Origin of the sequence: Micromonospora sp. NPDC051300 (assembly GCF_044455315.1) — a bacterium.
Taxonomy (GTDB): Bacteria; Actinomycetota; Actinomycetes; order Mycobacteriales; family Micromonosporaceae; genus Micromonospora; species Micromonospora robiginosa.
Map to the genome: position 1 here is coordinate 35509 of NZ_JBITEP010000018.1, position 19406 is coordinate 54914.

The following is a 19406-nucleotide window of genomic DNA, read 5'->3' on the forward strand; positions in this document are numbered from 1 at the left end:
GGAATGCGTTAACAAGGGGCCCCTCCTTACATCCCACATGAGGAGGGGGTGCGGGGTGTGGGGTGGGCACGCCCCGTGGGCGGGGCCGGGTGCGGAGAATGGCGGCACGAGGTAGGGCAAGATGGCGCCACGGCCCATGCACAGAGTCGTGCCGGGCCCCGGGGAGGGTGGAACTGTGGGTGACGTGCTCTGGACGCCGCCGGCCGACGTGCGTGAACGGTCCCGGATCGGTGCCTACCTGCGCTGGCTGGCCGAGCACCGCGGGCTGGAGTTCGCCGACTACGACGCGCTCTGGCAGTGGTCGGTGACCGACCTGGACGCGTTCTGGTCCTCGATCTGGGACTACTTCGAGGTGGTCGCGCACACGCCGCCGACCGCCACGCTGGCCGACCGGACCATGCCCGGCGCCCGCTGGTTCCCCGGCGCGACGCTCAACTACGCGGAGAACGTGCTGCGCGCGCCGGGGCTCGGCGACGACGACCCGGCGGTGGTCGCGCACGGGCAGACCCGCGCCCCGGAGACGCTCACCGTGGCGGAGCTGCGTGACCGGGTCCGCCGGGTGGCCGCCGGCCTGCGCCGGCTCGGCGTGGGCGAGGGCGACCGGGTGGCGGCGTACGCGCCGAACATCCCGGAGACGTACGTGCTGCTGCTCGCCACCGCGAGCCTGGGCGCGATCTTCTCCTCCTGCGCGCCGGAGTTCGGCACCCGCAGCGTCACCGACCGCTGGCAGCAGATCGAGCCGACCGTGCTGGTGGCGGTGGACGGCTACCGCTACGGCGACAAGCCTGTCGACAGGCGCGCCGAGGTGGCCGCTATCCGGGCCGCGCTGCCGTCGCTGCGGCACACCGTCGCGATCGCGTACCTCGACCCGGACGGCCCGGCGCCCGACGGCGCGCTGCCGTGGACGGAGCTGGCGGCGGCGACCGACGAGCCGCTGTCCTTCACCCCGGTGCCGTTCGACCATCCGCTCTACGTGCTCTACTCCTCGGGCACCACCGGGCTGCCGAAGCCGATCGTGCACGGCCACGGCGGCATCCTGCTGGAGCACCTGAAAATGCTGGCGCTGCACCACGACCTGGGGCCGGCGGACCGGTTCCTGTGGTTCACCACCACCGGCTGGATGATGTGGAACTTCCTGGTCTCCGGTCCGGCGGTGGGCGCGGCGATCGTGCTGTTCGACGGCAACCCTGGCCACCCGGACCTGGGCGCGTTGTGGCGGCTGGCGGCGGAGACCGGCACGACCTACTTCGGCACCTCGGCCCCGTTCCTGCTGGCCTGCCGCAAGGCCGGGCTGGTGCCGCGGGACGTCGCGGACCTGTCCGCGCTGCGCGGCCTCGGCTCGACCGGCGCGCCGCTGCCGGCCGAGGGCTTCACCTGGGTGTACGAGAACGTCGGCGACCAGCTCCAGCTCCAGTCGCTCTCCGGCGGCACGGACGTGTGCACCGGCTTCGTCGGCGGGGTGCCGCTGTTGCCGGTGCACGCCGGTGAGATCGCCTGCCGGGCGCTGGGCGCGAAGGTGGAGGCCCGCTCCGCCGACGGCTCCCCGGTGATCGGCCAGCTCGGCGAGCTGGTGATCACCGAGCCGATGCCGAGCATGCCTGTCGGGTTCTGGAACGACCCGGACGGCGCCCGCTACCGGGAGGCGTACTTCGAGGTCTATCCCGGAGTGTGGCGGCACGGCGACTGGATCACCGTCAACGAGCGCGGTGGCTGCGTCATCACCGGCCGGTCCGACGCCACGCTCAACCGGGGCGGGGTGCGACTCGGCACAGCCGAGTTCTACTCGGTGGTGGAGGGGCTCGACGAGGTGGTCGACTCGGTGGTGGTGCACCTGGAGGACGACGAGGGCGGCGCCGGCGAGCTGCTGCTGTTCGTGGTGCTCGCCGAGGGCCTGGAGCTGGACGACGACATGCGGAAGAAGATCTGCCGCGAGCTGCGTACCGCCCTGTCGCCCCGGCACGTGCCGGACGAGATCCACCAGGTCCGCGCCGTGCCGCGCACGCTGAGCGCGAAGAAGCTGGAGGTGCCGGTCAAGAAGATCCTGACCGGCACCCCTGTCGACCGCGCGGCGGCCACCGGCGCCCTGGCCAACCCCGAGTCCCTGAACGCGTTCGCCACCCTGGCCCGACAGCGCGCCTCCTGACCCCTCGCCCCGGGGTCAGGGGAGAGTGTGGGTGGTCTTCTCGGTCTCGGCGCGGGAGGGCTGGCGGGTCGGGTCGGGGTGGGCGCAGGCCACGACGCTGGCGCCGGCGGTCAGCGGGGTCAGCAGCCAGTCGACCGGGTCGGGGTGCCGGGTCACGTCGACCAGGAGCCGGTCGCCGGCGGTGAGACCCAGCTCCGCGGCGCGGGCCTCCGCGCGGGCCAGCAGCACCGCGTCCGCCTCGCCGGCCTCCGGGTACGGGGTGAAGTGGTCACCGTGCCCGCGGACCGCGCCGACGAAGTCGACGCAGCCGGCCGGCACCTGCCGCATCGGCAGCGCGAACGGGTCCAGCGCGAGCGCGTACCGCTCGCCGGCCGGCCACCGGTCCGCCTCGTCGACCCGGTCGACGGCGGTGAAGAGCACCTCCACCGGCCCGGGGGCGTCGACCACGGTGAGTTTCGCCGACCAGCAGCCGAGCAGCACCGCGGCGGTCTGCCAGTGCGGCGGCAGCAGCACGCCGGCCGGGTCGCCGGGCGCGCAGCCGGCCTCGTCCACGAGCAGGTTGGCGGTCTTGGCCACCCAGTTCGCCAGCGTCGCGCCGGAGAGTTCGGTGCGTTCGCCGGTGGCGTCGTCGTACCAGGTCAGCAGCGGTCGGGTGGGGTCGGTCGCGATCGCGTCGGCGAACACCCGGGCAATGTTGTCGGCCATCGGCGCGAACGATACGCGCCCCGGGCGCGTACTCGATGACAACGACAAGTCGGCGTACCGTCGGGTCGCAGTCAGCGTCGGACACCCCGCCCGGCGTAGGCTTGCCGACAGTGTTCTTTCCCACAACCGTGCCACCTGAGGAGTCGCCCCGTGACCGCCGGTCGCCCGCCCCGCGTTCTCATCGACGCCACGAGTGTCCCCGCCGATCGCGGCGGCGTCGGTAGATACGTCGACGGCCTGCTGGGAGCGCTCGGCCGGGTCTGCGGCGACGGCGTCGACCTGGCCGTGGTGAGCCTCCGCACCGACCTGGAGCGCTACACCCGGATGCTGCCCGGTGCCGAGATCATCCCCGCGCCGGCGGCGGTGGCGCACCGGCCGGCACGCCTGGCCTGGGAGCAGACCGGCCTGCCGCTGCTGGCCCAGCAGGTCGGCGCGGAGGTGCTGCACTCGCCGTTCTACACCTGCCCGCTGCGGGCCGGGTGTCCGGTCACGGTCACCGTGCACGACGCGACGTTCTTCACCGAGCCGGAGCACTACGACAAGTCGCGCCGGACGTTCTTCCGCAGCGCCATCAAGACCTCGCTGCGCCGGGCCGCGCGGGTGATCGTGCCGAGCAAGGCCACCCGGGACGAGCTGATCCGCCTGCTGGACGCCGACCCGACCCGGATCGACGTGGCCTACCACGGCGTCGACCAGGCCGCCTTCCACGCCCCGGGCGACGAGGAGAAGGCCCGGGTCCGGGCCCGCCTCGGGCTGGGCGACAACAGCTACATCGCGTTCCTGGGCGCCAAGGAGCCGCGCAAGAACGTCCCCAACCTGATCCGGGGCTGGGCCCGGGCGGTGGCCGACCGGACCGACCCGCCGGTGCTTGTGGTGGCCGGCGGCCAGGGGCACGACGACGACATCGACCGCGCGGTGGCCGAGGTCCCGTCGCACCTGCGGCTGCTGCGCCCCGGCTACCTGCGCTACGCCGACCTGCCCGGCTTCCTCGGTGGCGCGCTCGTCGCCGCCTACCCGTCCTACGGCGAGGGGTTCGGGCTGCCGATCCTGGAGGCGATGGCGTGCGCGGCCCCGGTGCTCACCACGCCGCGTCTCTCCCTGCCCGAGGTGGGCGGCGACGCCGTGGCGTACACCAGCGAGGACCCGGACCAGATCGCCACCGACCTGGCCGCCCTGCTCGACGACGAGCAGCGGCGGCTCTCCCTGGCCAAGGCCGGTTTCGACCGTGCCAAGGAGTTCACCTGGGAGTCCAGCGCCGAGGTGCACATCGCCGCGTGGCGGCGGGCACGTTCCTGAGCGTCCGCCACGGCGCGCCGCCGACGCGCCGTGGCGGCTCGCCCGCTTCGGGCATGATGTGCTGATGTTCTACGCCGTCATCCCGGCGGGCGGCAGCGGCACCAGGTTGTGGCCGCTGTCCCGCGCCGGCCATCCGAAGTTCCTCCACCCGCTGACCGGCACCCCCGCCTCGCTGCTGCAGGCCACGGTCGACCGGTTGGCGCCGCTGACCACACCGGAGCGCACGCTCGTGGTCACCGGGGCCGCGCACGCCGCGGCGGTGGCCCGGCAACTGGCTGGCCTGCCGGAGGAGAACGTCCTGGTGGAGCCGTCGCCGCGGGACTCCTGCGCGGCCATCGCGCTGGCCGCCGCGGTGATCGCCGAGCGCGCCCCGGACGCGGTGATGGGCTCGTTCGCGGCCGACCACCTGATCGGTGACCCGGACCGGCTGGCCGAGGTGGTGCGGCAGGCGATCGTCGGCGCCGAGCAGGGGCTGCTGATGACCGTGGGCATCACCCCGGCCCGGGCCGAGACCGGCTACGGCTACCTGGAGACCGGCGACCCGGTGGCGGACGGGCCGCTGCGCCCGGTCCGCGAGTTCAAGGAGAAGCCGGCGGCCGAGGTGGCCGAGGGCTACCTCCGTTCCGGCCGGCACCTCTGGAACGCCAGCATGTTCGTCTGGCGGGTGGACGTGTTCCTGGCCGAGTTGGCCCGGCAGCAGCCGGCGCTGCACGCCGGGATCATCGCCATCGCGGCGGCCTGGGGCACCCCGAAGCAGGACGAGGTGCTCGGCGCGGTGTGGCCGACGCTGCCGAAGATCTCGGTCGACTACGCGGTGATGGAGGGCGCGGCGACCGCCGGCCGGGTGGCGACCGTGCCGGGCGACTTCGGCTGGAACGACGTCGGCGACTTCCACACCCTCGGCGAGGTGCTCCCGGCCGACGCCGCCGGCAACGTCGTGCTCGGCGGCGAGGCCAAGCCGGGCGTGCTGCTGCACGACACCACCGGCACCGTGGTGGTGCCGCACTCCGGCCGGCTCGTGGCCACGGTCGGCGTGCACGACCTGATCGTGGTGGACACGCCGGACGCGGTGCTGGTCTGCCCCCGCGACCGGGCGCAGGACGTGAAGAAGGTCGTCGACCAGCTCAAGGAGCGTGGCGAGGAGGGGCTGGTCTGAGTCGGGCCAGCGCGGGCGCCACCAACTGGGCGGTGGCGTGGGCGAGCGGTTCCGGCAGGCGGTCCGGCGGGAACCAGCCCAGCGCCTCGGACTCGTCACTGACCTGCTCGATCGCGCCGGCCGGGGCGAACGCGGCGTACCTGACGTCGTAGTGCCGCGAGCCGCCCTGGCAGGCGACCTCGTGGATGTCGACGTCGATCGGTGTCGGGTCCAGGGTCAGGCCGGCGATCCCGGACTCCTCGGTGGCCTCGCGCAGCGCGGCGGCGGCGAGACTCCGGTCGCCGGGCTCGCAGTGCCCGCCGAGCTGCATCCACCTGCCGATCTTCCGGTGCAGGCAGAGCAGCACCCGGCCGCCGTCCGGGTCGAGGACCAGCGCGCTGGCGGTGACGTGTCCGGGCCGGTGCGCGCGGCTCATCGCGACCGGCCCGGCGGCCAGCAGGGACAGGGTGCGGTCGCGGTTCCCGGCCGCGGCCGGGCCGGTCGCCGTCCAGCGGCTCAGCGTCGCGACCGCGTCGGCGTGCAGCTCGGCGTACGTGGTGGGGGAGGTGTCGGGCACCCGGACACTCTACGAGCGCCGCCTCCGTACCCTGGCCCGATGACCCTGCGACTCGTCGAGTTCCTGGTGGCCGGCAACGAGGCGAGTGACCTGTTGCCGGTGCGCTCCGCGGCGCTGCTGCGCGAGTACGGCGCCCGGCAGGGCTTCTGGACGGTGCTGGACGAGGGGCCGGTGGAGCGCTGCCTGGCGCTGTTGCTGGAACGCGACGACGGCGAGTGGGTGGCGCACCACGTGCCGGCGGACGCGGGCCGGGAGAACGGCCGCACCGAGGACGGCGAGGCGCTCGCCCACCACGACGGCTGGGTGTACGTCTTCGGCTCGCACTTCGGGTCGAAGGGCGGGCCGCTGCGGCCCCGGCGGGCGTTCGTGGCTCGGTTCCGGGAGGACGACGCGGTGACCGGGCCGCTGGCCGTGCGGGTGGTCCGCAACCGGTTCCGGCTGCACCGGGCGGTCAACGACGCGCTGGTGGCCGCCGCGCTGCCGCTGTTGCCGCCGGGCGAGACGGTCCGGCGACGGTTCATCGTGGAGACCCGGGCGCGGGGGACCGCCCGGGCGAAGGGCTGGGTGACCCGGCTGGCCGAGGACGACCTGCCGCTCAACGTCGAGGCGGCGGCGTTCACCCCGGCCGGTACGGTGCTGATCGGGTTGCGTTTCCCGGTGACCGCCGCGGGTGAACCGATCTACGTCGAGCTGGCCGGGGTGCCGGAGATGTTCGACGGCGACCGCCCGGCGACCTGGCCGCGAGCGCTCGGGGCGTACGTGCTGGGCGGGGTGACGCCGGCCGGCGCGCTCGCGGGTTTCCGCGCGATCACGCCGACCGGCGACGGCGGCTACGCGGCGGTGATCGGCTCGCTCGACGCGCTCGGCAAGGGTTCGGTGCTGCTCGACGACCACCCGCACGGCGGCGACGTGACGTCGCGGCACGTGCGCTTCCGGCACGGCGGCGATGTGCGGGTGGACGCCGACGTGGTGGCCGAGCTGGCGCCGTTTCACCACGTGGAGGGTCTGGCCGAGGCGGCGGAGGGCTGGTGCTACGTCACCGACGAGGATCACCGGGTGGCACTCTGGCTCGGATGAGCGAGGGCCGGACGGCACCCCTGCGGAACGAATCCGCAGACCCTCGTGGTGCCGTCCGGCCACGCCCGTCAGCCGGCGACCGGGTCGACACTGCACCCCGGCGTCGGCGGGCAATGCAGAGTCTGCCGAACTCTTTTTCCGGCGTCGAGGTCTTTCACGTCACGCTTAAAGATGGAGATTAGTGCCGTTGGGTAGAGTGCCAGGGGTGGCCGGCACCTCCGGCGTCCACCCGGGAGCGCTCCATGTTGAAGATCATTTTCTCGCGTGAGGACATTCTGCGGACCCGGGTCGCCCCGGCCGCCGACCCGCTCTGGGAACTGGTCCTCAGCCTGCACCTGCTCCAGGGGCGCAGCCGTGACCCGCTGTCGAACACCTGGCGACGCGGCGTGGCCCGGGGCCTGCGGACCGACACCGGCGCCGAGCGCTACCGGCTGCTGCTGGCACTCAACCCGCCGCGCGGCTACTTCCCCGACTTCCTCACCCCCTCCGCCAGCCGCGACGGGCTGGAGGCCGGGCTGGAGGCGGTCCGGGGCACCCCGCTCGGCATGCTGCGCCGCGACCTGACCGTCCTCGCCGCGGAGACCCCGCTGCCACCGTCCGCCACGACGCTCGCCGCAGGCGAACCCGAGGTGCTGCGGGACCTCACCGACACCATGGCCCGCTACAACTCGCTGGCGATCACGCCGTACTGGGCCCGGGTCCAGGCCGCCGTCGAGGCGGACCGGGCCCGCCGCGCCCGGGCCATGCTCGACGGCGGCGCCGAAGGGCTCCTGGCCAGCCTGAAGCCCGCCATGCGGTGGGCCGACGGGGTGCTCGAGGTGCTCGACTACCCGGACACCCGGGAGCTGCACCTGGACGGCCGTGGCCTGCTGCTCGTCCCGTCGTTCTTCTGCTCCCGCACCCCGGTGGCGCTGCTCGACCCGAGCCTGCCCCCGGTGCTGGTCTACCCGGTCGACCGGCTCGGCGGTCTCACCCCCGAGTCCGGCGGCGGGGAGAGCGACGCCGCCCAGCGGGAGGCGCTGGCCGCGCTGCTCGGGCGCACCCGCGCGGCCGTGCTCCAGGTCGCCGACGAGGGCTGCACCACGGGCGAGATGGCCCGGCGGCTGCACATCTCCGCCGCCGCGGCCAGCCAGCACACCACGGTGCTGCGCAACGCCGGGCTGCTGGTCAGCCACCGCGACCGCAACACCGTGCTGCACACGCTGACGCCGTTGGGCCGGGCGGTCCTCGACGCCTGACCCGCTTGCCGGCGGTCGCGGGTCCGGGCCGCCGGGTAGCGTCGGGCGGCTCGGCGACCGGGTCAGAGCGCCAGCGTGGCGCTGGCGGTGGTGCCGGCCGGCGGTGGCAGCAGCGTCGAGTCGACCCCCTCGGCGGCCAGCGCGGTCCGCAGGCGTTGCAGGTCCGCGCCGAACCGGACCAGGTCCGCCCGGCCGACCGGGGTCGGCGCCGCGCCGAGCACCAGACCGGTGGCCGCTGCCGGCCAGTCGGCCACGGTGGCGGCCAGCCCGGCGCGTACCTCCTCGTCGGTGACGTGGGTGAAGACGGTGCCGGGCGCGACCACCCCGGCGACCGCGGCGATCGCCCGGGCCACCGCCGTCGGGTCGGCCGGCGTCGGACCGACGCCGTCGGCGAGGGTGGCCGCCTCGTGCAGGCCGGCGGCGCGCGCCTCGGCGGTGCCCAGCGAGAAGAGGTCCAGCGAGGCGTCCCGCACCAGCGTCCGGGCGCCCTCGTCGTCGTCCCGGGTCGCGTCGAGATAACCGCGGACCACCGCGACCGGCACCTGGTCGCACTTGCCCTTGATCAGCTCACCGGCGCCGGCCAGCTCGTCGACCACCGCCATCTGGGTCAGGTGGAGTTCGTTGCCGTACGGGTCCACCTCGCCCCGGTGGTCGCGGATCGCCGGCATGCCGGCCACGCCGAGCGCCACGTCGGTGAGGCCGTTGCGCCACGGCCGGCCCATGGTGTCGCTGACGATCACCGCGACGTCCAGGTCGTACCGGTCGCGCAGCGCGGCACGCAGCGCCCGGGCGGAGGCGTCCGGGTCCACCGGCAGCAGCACCAGCCGGGTCTTGTCCACGTTCGACGCGTCGATGCCGGCGGACGCCATCACGAACCCGTGGTGGGTCTGCACGATCCGGGTCGCGCCACGGGTGGCGACCACCCGCGCGGTCTCGGCGGCCAGCACCCGGTCCCGCTCGGCGAGGCGTTCCGGACCGTCCGCCGGCACGTCGACCAGCCGGCCCTCCGCCTTCGACACGATCTTGCTGGTGACCACCAGCACGTCACCGTCGCGCAGCCAGGGCGCCGCGCCGGCGATCAACGCCGCCAGGTCGTCGCCCTCGCTCACGTGGCCGATGCCCGGCACCGGCAGGATCTCCAGCCTCACGTCAACTCCAGCGCGGCGCGCACCATCGCGGCGGTCGCCGTCTCGTCGGTCATCCGCAGCGGCGCCGAGGCGACCACCACGTCCGGCACCGTGGTCCCCGCGTCCTCCGGGGCGACCAGCCAGCCGTCGAGCAGCCCGCCGGCCGCGCGGCCGCCGTAGAGGCCACCCACCCCGGCCGCGCTGCACTCGACGCCGAGCACAGCCAGGCACCTGTCGGCCATGCCGCGTACCGGCGCGCCGCCGATGATCGGCGACACCCCGACGACCGGGGCCGGGCCGCCGGCCACCGCGTCGCGCAGGCCGGGCACGGCCAAGATCGGGGCGATGCTCACCACCGGGTTGCTCGGCGCGATCAGCACCACGTCCGCGTCGGCGATCGCCTCGACCACGCCGGGGGCGGGCTTCGCCGCGTCCGCGCCGACGAAGACGAACTGGCGCGTCGGTACGTCGGCCCGGTACCGCACCCACCACTCCTGGAAGTGGATCGCCCGCCGCCCCTCGTCGTCCTCGACGACGGCGTGGGTCTCCAGGCGCTCGTCCGTCGCCGGCAGCAGGCGTACGCCCGGCTGCCAGCGGGTCGCCAGCGCCTCGGTGACCTGGGACAACGGATAGCCGGCGTTGAGCATCGTGGTGCGCACCAGATGGGTGGCGAGGTCCTTGTCGCCGAGACCGAACCAGCTCGGCTCCGCCCCGTACGCGGCCAGCTCGTCCTTGACCGTCCAGGTCTCGCCGACCCGACCCCAGCCGCGCTCCGGGTCGGCGCCGCCGCCGAGCGTGTAGAGCACGCTGTCCAGGTCGGGACAGACCTTCAGGCCGTGCAGCAGGAGGTCGTCGCCGACGTTGACCACGGCGGTCACCTCGGCGCCCACCTGGCGGGCGTACGCCCGGACGCCGAGCAGGAAGCGGGCGCCCCCGATGCCGCCGGTCAGTACCACGATGCGCATGCCGTCCATCCTTGCGCACGGGCCGCCGCCGATCGCCCGGTGGCCGGAGAGACTAGGCTCACTTCGCCAACTGTCCGCTTTCGTCCCCTGGGGGAGTCCGTGACCAGCCCCGCCGAGCCCGCGTCCGGTGACGCCGCGCAGGCCAGCCAACTGACCAAACCGCTACGCGAACTGGCCGCGCTCGTCCTGCTCGGCGCGAACGCCATCCTGCTCTTCGCCGCGCTGCTGCGCCTGCTGGTGCCGACCGACGACTACAGCACGTTCAGCGGCCGGGCCGGGAGCGCCTTCTTCGCCTTCGTCGGGCTGGAGGCGACAGTCCTGCCGCTGCTGGCCGTCCTGCTCGCCACGCACGTCCGGCCGGTGCTGCCGAAGGCGAAACTGATCACCCAGGTCGCGGTGGTCGAGTACCTGGTCTCCGCGATCTTCGGCGCGCTGACGTTCCTGGCGTGGGTGGTCGGCCGGCTCGCCGACGGCGAGGTGCTCGACGCCTTCCTCGGCCTGCTCACCCGGGTGGCCTGGCTGGCGATCTTCGCGGTCGCCGCGTACGTGGTGGTCAGGATCTGGCGCACGCTCTACTACGTGCCGAAGCCCAAGCCGCAGCCCGGCGTCTACGGCCAGGCCCAGCCCGGCTGGCCGCAGCAGCCCGGCCAGCCCGGCGGTTACCCGGCGCCCGGTGGCTACCCGCCGGCCGGTGTGCCCCCGCAGCCCGGCCAGCCCCCGGCGGGCTACCCGCACCCGGGCGCGCCGCAGCCCGGCTGGCCGCAGGCCGGCTCGTACGGCCAGCCGCAGTCGGCGCCGCCGTTCAACACCGCGCCCCCGCACGCCCCGCAGTCGGCCCCGCCGTTCGGGGCCCCGCAGCCCGGTTCGCCGTCCGGCCCGCAGTTCGGGGCTCCGCCGTCCGGCCCGCAGTTCGGTGCTCCGCCGTCCAGCGCCCCGCCGTTCGGCCAGCCGTCCGGGGCCCCGCAGTTCGGTGCTCCGCCGTCCGCGCCGCCGTTCGGCCAGCCGCCGTCGGCGGACCCGACCCAGGCGATCCCGCGCCAGCCCGCCGAGCCGGGCCGGCCCGAGTCCCCGACCGAGGAGGAGCGCACCCAGCGCTTCGACCGCGAGGACCCGAACCAGCCCCGATGACCCGGTGGCGGTCCACCGCCACCCGACAGCAAGTGTTAAGCGGGGCCCCCTCCTCTGCCGGAGGCGTTAAGAGGGGGCCCCTCCTTACACCCCGGAGGGGTGCGATGGTTGATGCGAGTGTGCGGCGGGCGCTGGGTCGCGCCGCCACCGGCCGGGCGCTGAACACGGACGAGGCGGCGGAGCTGCTCACCGCGCGCGGCGAGCCCCTCGACGAGCTGCTGAGGATCGCCGGTGAGATCCGCGACGCCGGGCTGCGGGAGGCCGGCCGGCCCGGCGTGGTGACCTACTCCAAGAAGGTCTTCGTGCCGCTGACCCGGCTCTGCCGGGACCGCTGCCACTACTGCACGTTCGCCACCGTGCCGCACCGGCTGCCGGCCGCCTACCTGGAACGCGACGAGGTGCTGGCGATCGCCCGCGAGGGCGCCGCGCAGGGCTGCAAGGAGGCGCTGTTCACGCTCGGCGACCGGCCCGAGGAGCGGTGGCCGGCCGCCCGGCGGTGGCTGGACGAGCGGGGGTACGACTCGACGCTCGACTACCTGCGCGCCTGCGCGGTGGCGGTGCTGGAGGAGACCGGCCTGCTGCCGCACCTCAACCCGGGCGTGCTCTCCTGGTCGGAGTTGCAGCGGCTCAAGCCGGTCGCGCCGAGCATGGGCATGATGCTGGAGACCACCGCGACCCGGCTCTGGTCGGAGCCGGGCGGCCCGCACTTCGGCTCGCCGGACAAGGAGCCCGCGGTGCGGCTGCGGGTGCTCGACGACGCCGGCCGGGTCGGCGTGCCGTTCACCACGGGCATCCTGATCGGCATCGGCGAGACCGGCGCCGAGCGGGTCGACGCGCTGTTCGCGATCCGCCGCGCCATGCGGGAGTACGGCCACCTCCAGGAGGTGATCGTGCAGAACTTCCGCGCCAAGCCGGACACCGCGATGCGCGGCATGCCGGACGCGGAACTGCACGACCTGGCCGCCACCGTGGCGGTGGCCCGGGTGCTGCTCGGCCCGAAGGCCCGCATCCAGGCGCCGCCGAACCTGATCGCCGGCGAGTACGACCTGCTGCTGCGCGCCGGCATCGACGACTGGGGCGGCGTCTCGCCGGTCACACCCGACCACGTCAACCCGGAGCGGCCCTGGCCGCAGCTCGACGAGCTGGCCGCGCGCACCGCGAGCGCCGGCTTCACGCTGCGCGAACGGCTGACCGTCTACCCGGAGTACGTGCGGGCCGGCGGCCCGTGGCTGGACCCGCGCCTGCTGGCGCACGTCACCGCGCTCGCCGACCCGGTGACCGGGCTGGCGGTCGAGGACGCCCGCCCGGTGGGCCGGCCGTGGCAGGAGCCGGAGGAGGTCTTCGGCGGCCGGACGGATCTGCACGCCACCATCGACGTGACCGGGCGGACCGAGGACCGGCGCGGCGACTTCGACAGCGTCTACGGCGACTGGTCCGAGGTGGCCGGCAAGGTGTCCGCGGAGGCGCGCGCGGTGCGCGCCGGCGTACCCGGGACCGGCGGCGCGGACGGCGACCTGCGCGCGGGGCTGCGGCTGGCGGCGCGGGACCCGGGCGCGTTGCTGGCGCCGGCGCACGAGGCGAAGGCGCTGGCCCTCTTCGGCGCGGACGGCCCGGCGCTCGACGAGCTGTGCCGGCTCGCCGACGACGCGCGCCGCGACGCGGTCGGCGACGACGTGACCTACGTCGTCAACCGGAACATCAACTTCACCAACGTCTGCTACGTGGGCTGCCGGTTCTGCGCGTTCGCGCAGCGGGAGAGCGACGCGGACGCGTTCCGGCTGTCCCTGGAGCAGGTCGCCGACCGGGCCGAGGAGGCGTGGTCGGCGGGCGCCTCCGAGGTCTGCCTCCAGGGCGGCATCGACCCGAAGATGCCGGTGACCGGCTACGCCGACATCGTCCGCGCGATCAAGGCGCGGGTGCCCGGGATGCACGTGCACGCGTTCTCCCCGATGGAGATCGTCACCGCGGCGGCGAAGGCCGGCGTGCCGGTGCGGGAGTGGCTGGGCATGCTGCGCGAGGCGGGCCTGGACACCATCCCGGGGACCGCCGCCGAGATCCTCGACGACGACGTGCGCTGGGTGCTCACCAAGGGCAAACTGCCGGCCGCCGCCTGGGTCGACGTGGTCAGCACGGCCCACGAGCTGGGCATCCGCTCCAGCTCCACGATGATGTACGGCCACGTCGACCACCCCGGCCAGTGGCTGGCCCACTTCCGGGTGCTGGCCGGGGTGCAGGACCGCACCGGCGGCTTCACCGAGTTCGTGGCGCTGCCGTTCGTGCACACGAACGCGCCGATCTACCTGGCCGGCATCGCCCGGCCGGGGCCGACCTGGCGGGAGAACCGGGTGGTGCACGCGATGGCCCGGTTGCTGCTGCACGGCCGGATCGACAACATCCAGTGCTCGTGGGTGAAGCTCGGTGACGCGGGCACGGTGGAGATGCTGCGCGGCGGCTGCAACGACCTCGGCGGCACGTTGATGGAGGAGACCATCTCCCGGATGGCCGGCTCGGGCAACGGTTCGGCGCGCACCGAGGAGCAGTTGCGGGCCATCGCCGAGGCGGCCGGGCGGCCGTTCCGCAAGCGCACGACCGCGTACGGTCACGCCGGCGCCTGACGTCGAACCTTTTTCCGCGCCGCGCCGTACCTGTGGATGCCGGCGGCGGTTGCGGCGAGGACCGCCGCCGGTGACCCCAGCCCGGGGATCCGGCGGCGTCCGGGTGCCCGGCCCCTGCGGCGCTGCGGCGCCGGTTGCGGAAAGGTTGCCGATGAGCACTGACGAGACCACCGACGCGCCGAAGCGGCGGGCCTGGCCGCGGTTGACCCGCCGGCAGACGTTGACCGCCGCCGCGAGCGCCACCCTCGGCGCGGCCGCGCTCACCGTGCCGGGTCTGTCCGCCGCGCAGAACGCCCCGTCCGCGAGCCGGCGCGACGAGCCGATCGTGGTGCATCTGCGCGACGCCGCGACCGGCACGATGGACGTCTTCGTCGGCACGACCCGGGTCGAGGTACGCGACCGCGGTCTGGCCGACCGCCTGGTGCGCGCCGCCCGCCGCTGATCCCCGCCCCTCCCGGCGCGGGCTCCCGACGCCGGTCCCACTCACGTTTCCCCGACGAAGGTGTGGTCCGCCATGTCCTCTCACCGCGAGGCCCCGGAGATCGCCAAGGATCCGGTCGCCGACAGCTCTGATCTTTACGCGTTCGTCAGTCCGACCCGACCGGACACGGTCACGTTGATCGCCAACTACGTGCCGGTGCAGCTTCCGTCCGGTGGCCCCAACTTCTTCGAGTTCGGCGACGACGTCCGCTACGAGATCCACGTCGACAACGACGGCGACGGTTACCCGGACGTCACCTATCGGTTCGAATTCACCACCGAGATCACGAATCAGAACAGCTTCCTCTACAACACCGGCCCGATCGAGTCGCTGGACAGCAAGAACTGGAACCGGCGCCAGTTCTACCGGCTGACCCGGGTGGCGGACGGTCGCGAGCACGTGCTGGCCACGAAGCTGCCCTGCCCGCCGTGCAACGTGGGTCCGCTGTCCACGCCGAACTACCAGAATCTCGTGAAGCAGGCCACGTTCAAGCTGTCCACCGGGGAGAAGGTGTTCGCCGGCCAGCGCGCCGACGGTTTCTTCGTGGACCTGGGCGCGGTGTTCGACCTGGGCACGCTGCGGCCGTTCCAGCAGTTGCACGTGGCCGGCAAGAAGCTGTTCAAGACCGAGGGCGAGCCGGTCAACGCGCTGGACCGGCTGAACGTGCACAGCATCGCCGTCCAGGTGCCGCTGGCCAAGGTGCGCCGCAAGGCGAGCCGGTACGGCTACGCCGACCGCGCGTCGACGATCGGCGTCTGGACCAGCGCCTCCCGGCAGCAGGTCCGGGTGCTCGGCGACCGGGTGTCGAAGGACGTGACCACCGGCCCGTTCACGCAGGTGTCGCGGCTCGGCAACCCGTTGTTCAACGAGGTGATCGTGCCGATGTCCAAGAAGGATCTGTGGAACACCCTCCCGCCCTCGGAGGACAAGCGGTTCGCCGGTTTCGTCGAGCGACCCGAGCTGGCCGCGCTGCTGCCGGTGCTCTACCCGGGGGTGTTCGGCAACCTGGAGAAGCTGAACAAGGCGAAGAAGCCGCGCGCGGACCTGCTGGCGATCCTGCTCACCGGCGTACCGGCCGGGCTGATCGACGGCTTCGCGAACACCACCGGCGACACCCAGGCCGACATGCTGCGGCTGAACACGGCGATCCGGCCCAGCGCCAAGCCGGACCGGTTCGGCGTGCTCGGCGGCGACCTGGCCGGCTTCCCCAACGGCCGGCGGGTCGGTGACGACGTGGTGACGATCGCGCTGCGGGCGATCGCCGGGCTCACCGTGCCGCTTGTGGACAAGACGTTCACGCCGGACGCCGCGGCGGCGGCCGTCACGCCGGGCCTGGACGCCGGCGACGTGACCGCGCCGTTCCTCGCCGACTTCCCGTTCCTCGGCACCCCGTACGACGGGTTCAACAACCCGCCGGCGAAGAAGTCCTGACGGGAGCGCGCCATGCACCAGCATCATGATCTCGGCCCGTCCTACCGTGGCACCGTCATGCTCGACCTCGGCGGCGACACCGGCGCGCTGATCATCCACACCGGCCGGGACCTGCACGGACGGGAGATCGAGATCAGCCGCGCGGATCGGGACGGACCGCGTACCCATTCGGCGGTCCGGGAGCGGCACGTCCGGGACGGGGTCTTCCACAGTGCCGTCTACCCGGACCTGGAGGCGGGCGTGTATACCGTCTGGTGGGACGACGACACGCCGGCCGGCGCGATTTCCGTCACCGGCGGGTCGATCGCCGAATTCGTCTGGCCGACCAGCTCACCGTCGCGAACCGACTGACCGGCCACTCCGCCGACCCGCGCGCCCCGTCCACATGGTGGACGGGGCGCGATCGGCGTTGATCGCCCTGGCAGGCGGTACCCAGTCGGGCGCGTTACCCTTTGCCCCACCATTCGTGATCTTGGACGACGGCCGGCGGGGGCGCCCGGCCGGCCCACCCGGTGCCGCGCCACGGCAGAAAACTTCTGGCAACTCGCCGGGGAGGGCGTTACTCGTCCGGGGTCTGAATCGATAGGGCAGGTTGCGAGGCTAGGGGCGACCACGGCGGTTGTCCCGGACGTGTCGGGAGGGCGACTCCATTATCAAGTTTGGCTTGACGGCGCACGCATTACACGCGTGTAATTTGAATGGGGTTGTTCGCACGGAAGCGCACCAATTGGGCCCGTACGAACAGGCACGCCTTTCGCGTGGGGGGTTGCAGCGGCGAATGACGCCGGTGCGCGACAAGGAGGCAATCGATGGACGGCCAGCTCGAGGTGGCCGACCTGCTCGGGAACGCGCCGGAGTGGCAGGAGCGAGCGCTCTGCTCGCAGACCGACCCGGAGGCGTTCTTTCCCGAGAAGGGCGGCTCGACCCGCGAGGCGAAGCGCATCTGCTCGCGGTGTGAAGTGAAGACGGAATGTCTGGAGTACGCGCTCGGCCACGACGAGCGGTTCGGCATCTGGGGCGGCCTCTCCGAACGGGAGCGGCGCAAGCTCAAGCGGCGGGTCGCCGCCTGAGGAGCGTACGGGCCGGGGCGGTGGGGGCCGCTCGGGTCCGTAGGGCGCGGCGTGCCGCGCTCAGGCCAGCTCGTCGGGGTCGACCCCGAGCAGGTTCGCCACCTGCTCGATGATCACGTCGTGCACGAGATCCGCCAGGTCCTCCCGGTCCATCGCGCGGAACTCCAACGGCCGCCGGTAGAGCACGATGCGCGGCGGCACCTCCTGGCGGCCCGGGCGACCGGGCAGGAGGCGGGCGAGCGGCACCTCGCCGTCCTCCAACACGTCGGAGTCGTAGACGTTCAGGTCCGGCGGGACGTCCTCGACCGCGAACTCCACCCCGGCCAGTTCCTTGGCGAACCGGCGTTCGAGCGTCTCCACGGTGTCGAGCACCAGGTCGTCGAAGACCTCGGCCTTGGTCCGGGCCAGCGGCACGGTGGCCGGCACCAGCCGCCCGCGCAGCCCCCGACCGTGCCGGTCGCGGTGGGTGCGCCGGCCGGAGCCGGGGCGGCGGTTCTGCGGGCTCGTCATGACGGACAGGGTAGCCCGGTGGCCCGGCCCGGCCGCCGTGGCGCGGCGACCCGGCGCGCCGACCGGGCGAATTGTGATCACCATGACGGGCGTGTCGTAACGCGAAGCGGTGCGCCGGACCCGGTAATGGGGATACCCTGCCGCACGTGAGGTCACCACGGCGCTGCTCCCGTAACGGCTGCCCCCGGCAAGCGGTCGCCACATTGACCTATGTCTACAACGAGTCGACGGCGGTGGTGGGCCCGCTCGCGGCGTTCGCCGAACCGCACACCTACGACCTCTGTGAGCAGCACGCCCGCAGCCTGACCGCCCCGCGCGGCTGGGACGTGGTGCGGCACGAGGGCGAGTTCGAGCCGCCGCCGCCCACCACGGACGACCTGGTCGCGCTGGCCGAGGCGGTCCGCGAGGCCGCCCGCCCGGCCCCGCCGCGCCCGCCCGAGGACCCCCAGTCCCGCCCGCAGTCCCAGCCCCCGCACCAGCAGGGCCGCCGGGGCCACCTCCGGGTGATCCCGCCCAACCACTGACCGCCGGTCAGTGGCCCAGGAAGCGGGTGAAGAGGGCCGCCCGGCGGGACGGACGGTCAGTGCGGTGCTCACGGGCGTCGGCGGATGACATCACCCGCAGGCCGGCGTTGATCGCGAGCCAGCGCAGCGGCTCCGGTTCCCAGCGGGGGGAGCGGTGCCCGACCCAGGGCAGCGCGGTCAGGTCGCTCTCCACGCCCCGGATCAGGTCGGCGAGCGTACGGCCGGCCAGGTTGCTGGTGCCGACGCCGTCGCCGACGTACCCGCCGGCCCAGGCCGACCCGGTGCCCCGGTCCAGCCCGACGGAGGCGGCCCAGTCCCGGGCCACGCCGAGCGGACCGCCCCAGGCGTGCGTGACCGGCGGCTCCGGTCCGAGCACCGGGAACAGTTCGCCGAGCGCCCGTCGCAACGCCCCGAACACCCGGGGCTCCCGGTCGAAGCCGGGCCGCACCCGGGAGCCGTAGTGGTAGGGCGCGCCCCGCCCGCCGAACGCGAGCCGGTCGTCGGCGGTGCGCTGGCCGTAGACGATCACGTGCCGGTGGTCGGCGAACGTCTCCCGCCGGGCCAGCCCGATCCGGGCCCAGGTCTCCGCCGGCAGCGGCGGGGTGGCCACCATCAGCGAGTAGACCGGCGCCACCGTCCGCCGGTGCCCGGGGAGCGCCGGCGTGAAGCCCTCGGTCGCGCGGACCACCACCGGAGCCCGGACCACGCCCGCCGGGGTCACCGCCGCGCCCGGCCGCATCTCGGTCACCGGGGTACGTTCGAAGACGCGTACCCCCCGGCGCTCCACCGCCCGGGCCAGACCGCGGACCAGCTTCGCCGGGTGCACGGCCGCGCAGTGCGGGGTGTACGTGCCGCCGCGTACCCCGTCGGCGGCGCAGCGCGCGCCGGCCTCGGCGGCGTCCAGCAGCACCAGGTCGTCGTCGGTCAGCCCGTAGGCGCGGGCCTCGGCCACGGCGGACCGGGCCCGGTCGAGTTGCGCCCGCGAGCGGGCGAGCAGCACCGTCCCGCCCGCCGCCCAGTCGCAGTCGACGCCCTCCGCCGCGACCACCCGGCCGACCTCGCCGACGGTGGCGTGCATGGCCCGCTGCATGGCGAGCGCCCGGTCCCGCCCGTGCCGGCGGGCCAGCGCCGGCAGCGAGGTGGGGAACAGCGCCGAGCACCAGCCGCCGTTGCGGCCGGACGCGCCGTACCCGGCGATCTCGCGCTCCAGCACGACGACCCGCAACGTCGGGTCGGCCTCGGCCAGGTAGTAGGCCGTCCACAGCCCGGTGTACCCGGCGCCCACGATCGCCACGTCGGCGTCCGTGTCGCCGGGCAACCCGGCCCGTGGGGTCAGCGGCTCGTCCAGGTCGGACAGCCAGTAGGACAGGTCCCGGTAGCGCAC

General features: G+C 74.1%; 18 protein-coding genes. 12 read left to right on the top strand and 6 right to left on the bottom strand.

The genetic code is table 11. The annotated features are described in order from the left end of the window. Nucleotides 1–175: 175 nt before the first annotated feature. Entirely contained in the window at nucleotides 176–2143 is a 1968-nt protein-coding gene (locus tag ACIA5A_RS20145) for an acetoacetate--CoA ligase (protein ID WP_396764299.1), read from the top strand. Nucleotides 2144–2158: 15 nt separating this feature from the next. Here ACIA5A_RS20145 and ACIA5A_RS20150 read toward each other — a convergent pair whose 3' ends face one another. Next, nucleotides 2159–2848, bottom strand: coding sequence for a TIGR03089 family protein (locus ACIA5A_RS20150; RefSeq protein ID WP_396764302.1), 690 nt, complete (start codon nucleotides 2846–2848; stop codon nucleotides 2159–2161). 150 nt (nucleotides 2849–2998) lie between these two features. On the opposite strand from ACIA5A_RS20150, the gene ACIA5A_RS20155 reads away from it, so the two are divergent. Together ACIA5A_RS20155 and ACIA5A_RS20160 are read left to right on the top strand one after the other, a co-directional pair. Then, a complete protein-coding gene (locus tag ACIA5A_RS20155; RefSeq protein WP_181571757.1) occupies nucleotides 2999–4144 on the top strand; it encodes a glycosyltransferase family 1 protein in 1146 nt (381 codons plus the stop codon). A gap of 64 nt (nucleotides 4145–4208) precedes the next feature. Beyond that, entirely contained in the window at nucleotides 4209–5300 is a 1092-nt protein-coding gene (locus ACIA5A_RS20160) for a mannose-1-phosphate guanylyltransferase (RefSeq protein ID WP_396764305.1), read from the top strand. On the opposite strand, the gene ACIA5A_RS20165 is transcribed toward ACIA5A_RS20160, so the two are convergent. Beyond that, nucleotides 5269–5856, bottom strand: a complete 588-nt coding sequence (locus ACIA5A_RS20165; protein ID WP_396764308.1) for an NUDIX hydrolase — start codon at nucleotides 5854–5856, stop codon at nucleotides 5269–5271. The genes ACIA5A_RS20160 and ACIA5A_RS20165 overlap by 32 nt on opposite strands. A gap of 39 nt (nucleotides 5857–5895) precedes the next feature. On the opposite strand from ACIA5A_RS20165, the gene ACIA5A_RS20170 reads away from it, so the two are divergent. Further along, nucleotides 5896–6933 carry a hypothetical protein gene (locus ACIA5A_RS20170; RefSeq protein ID WP_396764311.1) on the top strand — a complete coding sequence of 346 codons (1038 nt, stop codon included), beginning with the start codon at nucleotides 5896–5898 and terminating at the stop codon, nucleotides 6931–6933. A 242-nt stretch (nucleotides 6934–7175) separates the two neighbouring features. Beyond that, nucleotides 7176–8171 (top strand): ArsR/SmtB family transcription factor, encoded by a 996-nt coding sequence (locus tag ACIA5A_RS20175; protein ID WP_396764314.1) that lies wholly within the window; start codon nucleotides 7176–7178, stop codon nucleotides 8169–8171. 62 nt (nucleotides 8172–8233) lie between these two features. Here ACIA5A_RS20175 and ACIA5A_RS20180 read toward each other — a convergent pair whose 3' ends face one another. Continuing rightward, a complete protein-coding gene (locus ACIA5A_RS20180; protein WP_396764317.1) occupies nucleotides 8234–9319 on the bottom strand; it encodes a coenzyme F420-0:L-glutamate ligase in 1086 nt (361 codons plus the stop codon). Continuing rightward, complete coding sequence (gene cofD, locus ACIA5A_RS20185) at nucleotides 9316–10263, bottom strand: 2-phospho-L-lactate transferase (protein ID WP_396764319.1); 948 nt, start codon at nucleotides 10261–10263, stop codon at nucleotides 9316–9318. Before cofD ends, ACIA5A_RS20180 begins: the two co-directional genes overlap by 4 nt. Before the next feature lie 99 nt (nucleotides 10264–10362). On the opposite strand from cofD, the gene ACIA5A_RS20190 reads away from it, so the two are divergent. From ACIA5A_RS20190 to ACIA5A_RS20215, 6 genes are all read left to right on the top strand, one after another. Next, nucleotides 10363–11391, top strand: a complete 1029-nt coding sequence (locus ACIA5A_RS20190; protein ID WP_396764322.1) for a hypothetical protein — start codon at nucleotides 10363–10365, stop codon at nucleotides 11389–11391. Nucleotides 11392–11495: 104 nt separating this feature from the next. After that, nucleotides 11496–14006, top strand: a complete 2511-nt coding sequence (locus tag ACIA5A_RS20195) for a bifunctional FO biosynthesis protein CofGH (protein ID WP_396764325.1) — start codon at nucleotides 11496–11498, stop codon at nucleotides 14004–14006. Nucleotides 14007–14157: 151 nt separating this feature from the next. Continuing rightward, entirely contained in the window at nucleotides 14158–14448 is a 291-nt protein-coding gene (locus tag ACIA5A_RS20200; RefSeq protein WP_269693697.1) for a hypothetical protein, read from the top strand. A gap of 72 nt (nucleotides 14449–14520) precedes the next feature. Beyond that, a complete protein-coding gene (locus ACIA5A_RS20205; RefSeq protein WP_396764328.1) occupies nucleotides 14521–15918 on the top strand; it encodes a DUF4331 domain-containing protein in 1398 nt (465 codons plus the stop codon). A 12-nt stretch (nucleotides 15919–15930) separates the two neighbouring features. Further along, a complete protein-coding gene (locus tag ACIA5A_RS20210) occupies nucleotides 15931–16269 on the top strand; it encodes a phospholipase (RefSeq protein WP_396764331.1) in 339 nt (112 codons plus the stop codon). 458 nt (nucleotides 16270–16727) lie between these two features. Further along, entirely contained in the window at nucleotides 16728–16988 is a 261-nt protein-coding gene (locus ACIA5A_RS20215; RefSeq protein WP_013284161.1) for a WhiB family transcriptional regulator, read from the top strand. 60 nt (nucleotides 16989–17048) lie between these two features. Here ACIA5A_RS20215 and ACIA5A_RS20220 read toward each other — a convergent pair whose 3' ends face one another. Further along, a complete protein-coding gene (locus ACIA5A_RS20220; protein ID WP_018787548.1) occupies nucleotides 17049–17498 on the bottom strand; it encodes a metallopeptidase family protein in 450 nt (149 codons plus the stop codon). 146 nt (nucleotides 17499–17644) lie between these two features. Between ACIA5A_RS20220 and ACIA5A_RS20225 the strand changes: the two genes are divergently transcribed. Further along, entirely contained in the window at nucleotides 17645–18022 is a 378-nt protein-coding gene (locus ACIA5A_RS20225; protein WP_343443388.1) for a DUF3499 domain-containing protein, read from the top strand. Between the two features lie 7 nt (nucleotides 18023–18029). Here ACIA5A_RS20225 and ACIA5A_RS20230 read toward each other — a convergent pair whose 3' ends face one another. Beyond that, a complete protein-coding gene (locus ACIA5A_RS20230; protein ID WP_396764336.1) occupies nucleotides 18030–19406 on the bottom strand; it encodes an NAD(P)/FAD-dependent oxidoreductase in 1377 nt (458 codons plus the stop codon).

Bases quoted from the DNA above. Each gene is read 5' to 3' on its own strand.
- ACIA5A_RS20205 (WP_396764328.1), top strand. From the start codon at position 14,521: ATGTCCTCTCACCGCGAGGCCCCGGAGATCGCCAAGGATCCGGTCGCC.
- ACIA5A_RS20150 (WP_396764302.1), bottom strand. From the start codon at position 2,848: ATGGCCGACAACATTGCCCGGGTGTTCGCCGACGCGATCGCGACCGAC.
- ACIA5A_RS20170 (WP_396764311.1), top strand. From the start codon at position 5,896: ATGACCCTGCGACTCGTCGAGTTCCTGGTGGCCGGCAACGAGGCGAGT.
- ACIA5A_RS20210 (WP_396764331.1), top strand. From the start codon at position 15,931: ATGCACCAGCATCATGATCTCGGCCCGTCCTACCGTGGCACCGTCATG.
- ACIA5A_RS20195 (WP_396764325.1), top strand. From the start codon at position 11,496: ATGGTTGATGCGAGTGTGCGGCGGGCGCTGGGTCGCGCCGCCACCGGC.
- cofD (WP_396764319.1), bottom strand. From the start codon at position 10,263: ATGCGCATCGTGGTACTGACCGGCGGCATCGGGGGCGCCCGCTTCCTG.
- ACIA5A_RS20215 (WP_013284161.1), top strand. From the start codon at position 16,728: ATGGACGGCCAGCTCGAGGTGGCCGACCTGCTCGGGAACGCGCCGGAG.
- ACIA5A_RS20200 (WP_269693697.1), top strand. From the start codon at position 14,158: ATGAGCACTGACGAGACCACCGACGCGCCGAAGCGGCGGGCCTGGCCG.
- ACIA5A_RS20220 (WP_018787548.1), bottom strand. From the start codon at position 17,498: ATGACGAGCCCGCAGAACCGCCGCCCCGGCTCCGGCCGGCGCACCCAC.
- ACIA5A_RS20175 (WP_396764314.1), top strand. From the start codon at position 7,176: ATGTTGAAGATCATTTTCTCGCGTGAGGACATTCTGCGGACCCGGGTC.
- ACIA5A_RS20160 (WP_396764305.1), top strand. From the start codon at position 4,209: ATGTTCTACGCCGTCATCCCGGCGGGCGGCAGCGGCACCAGGTTGTGG.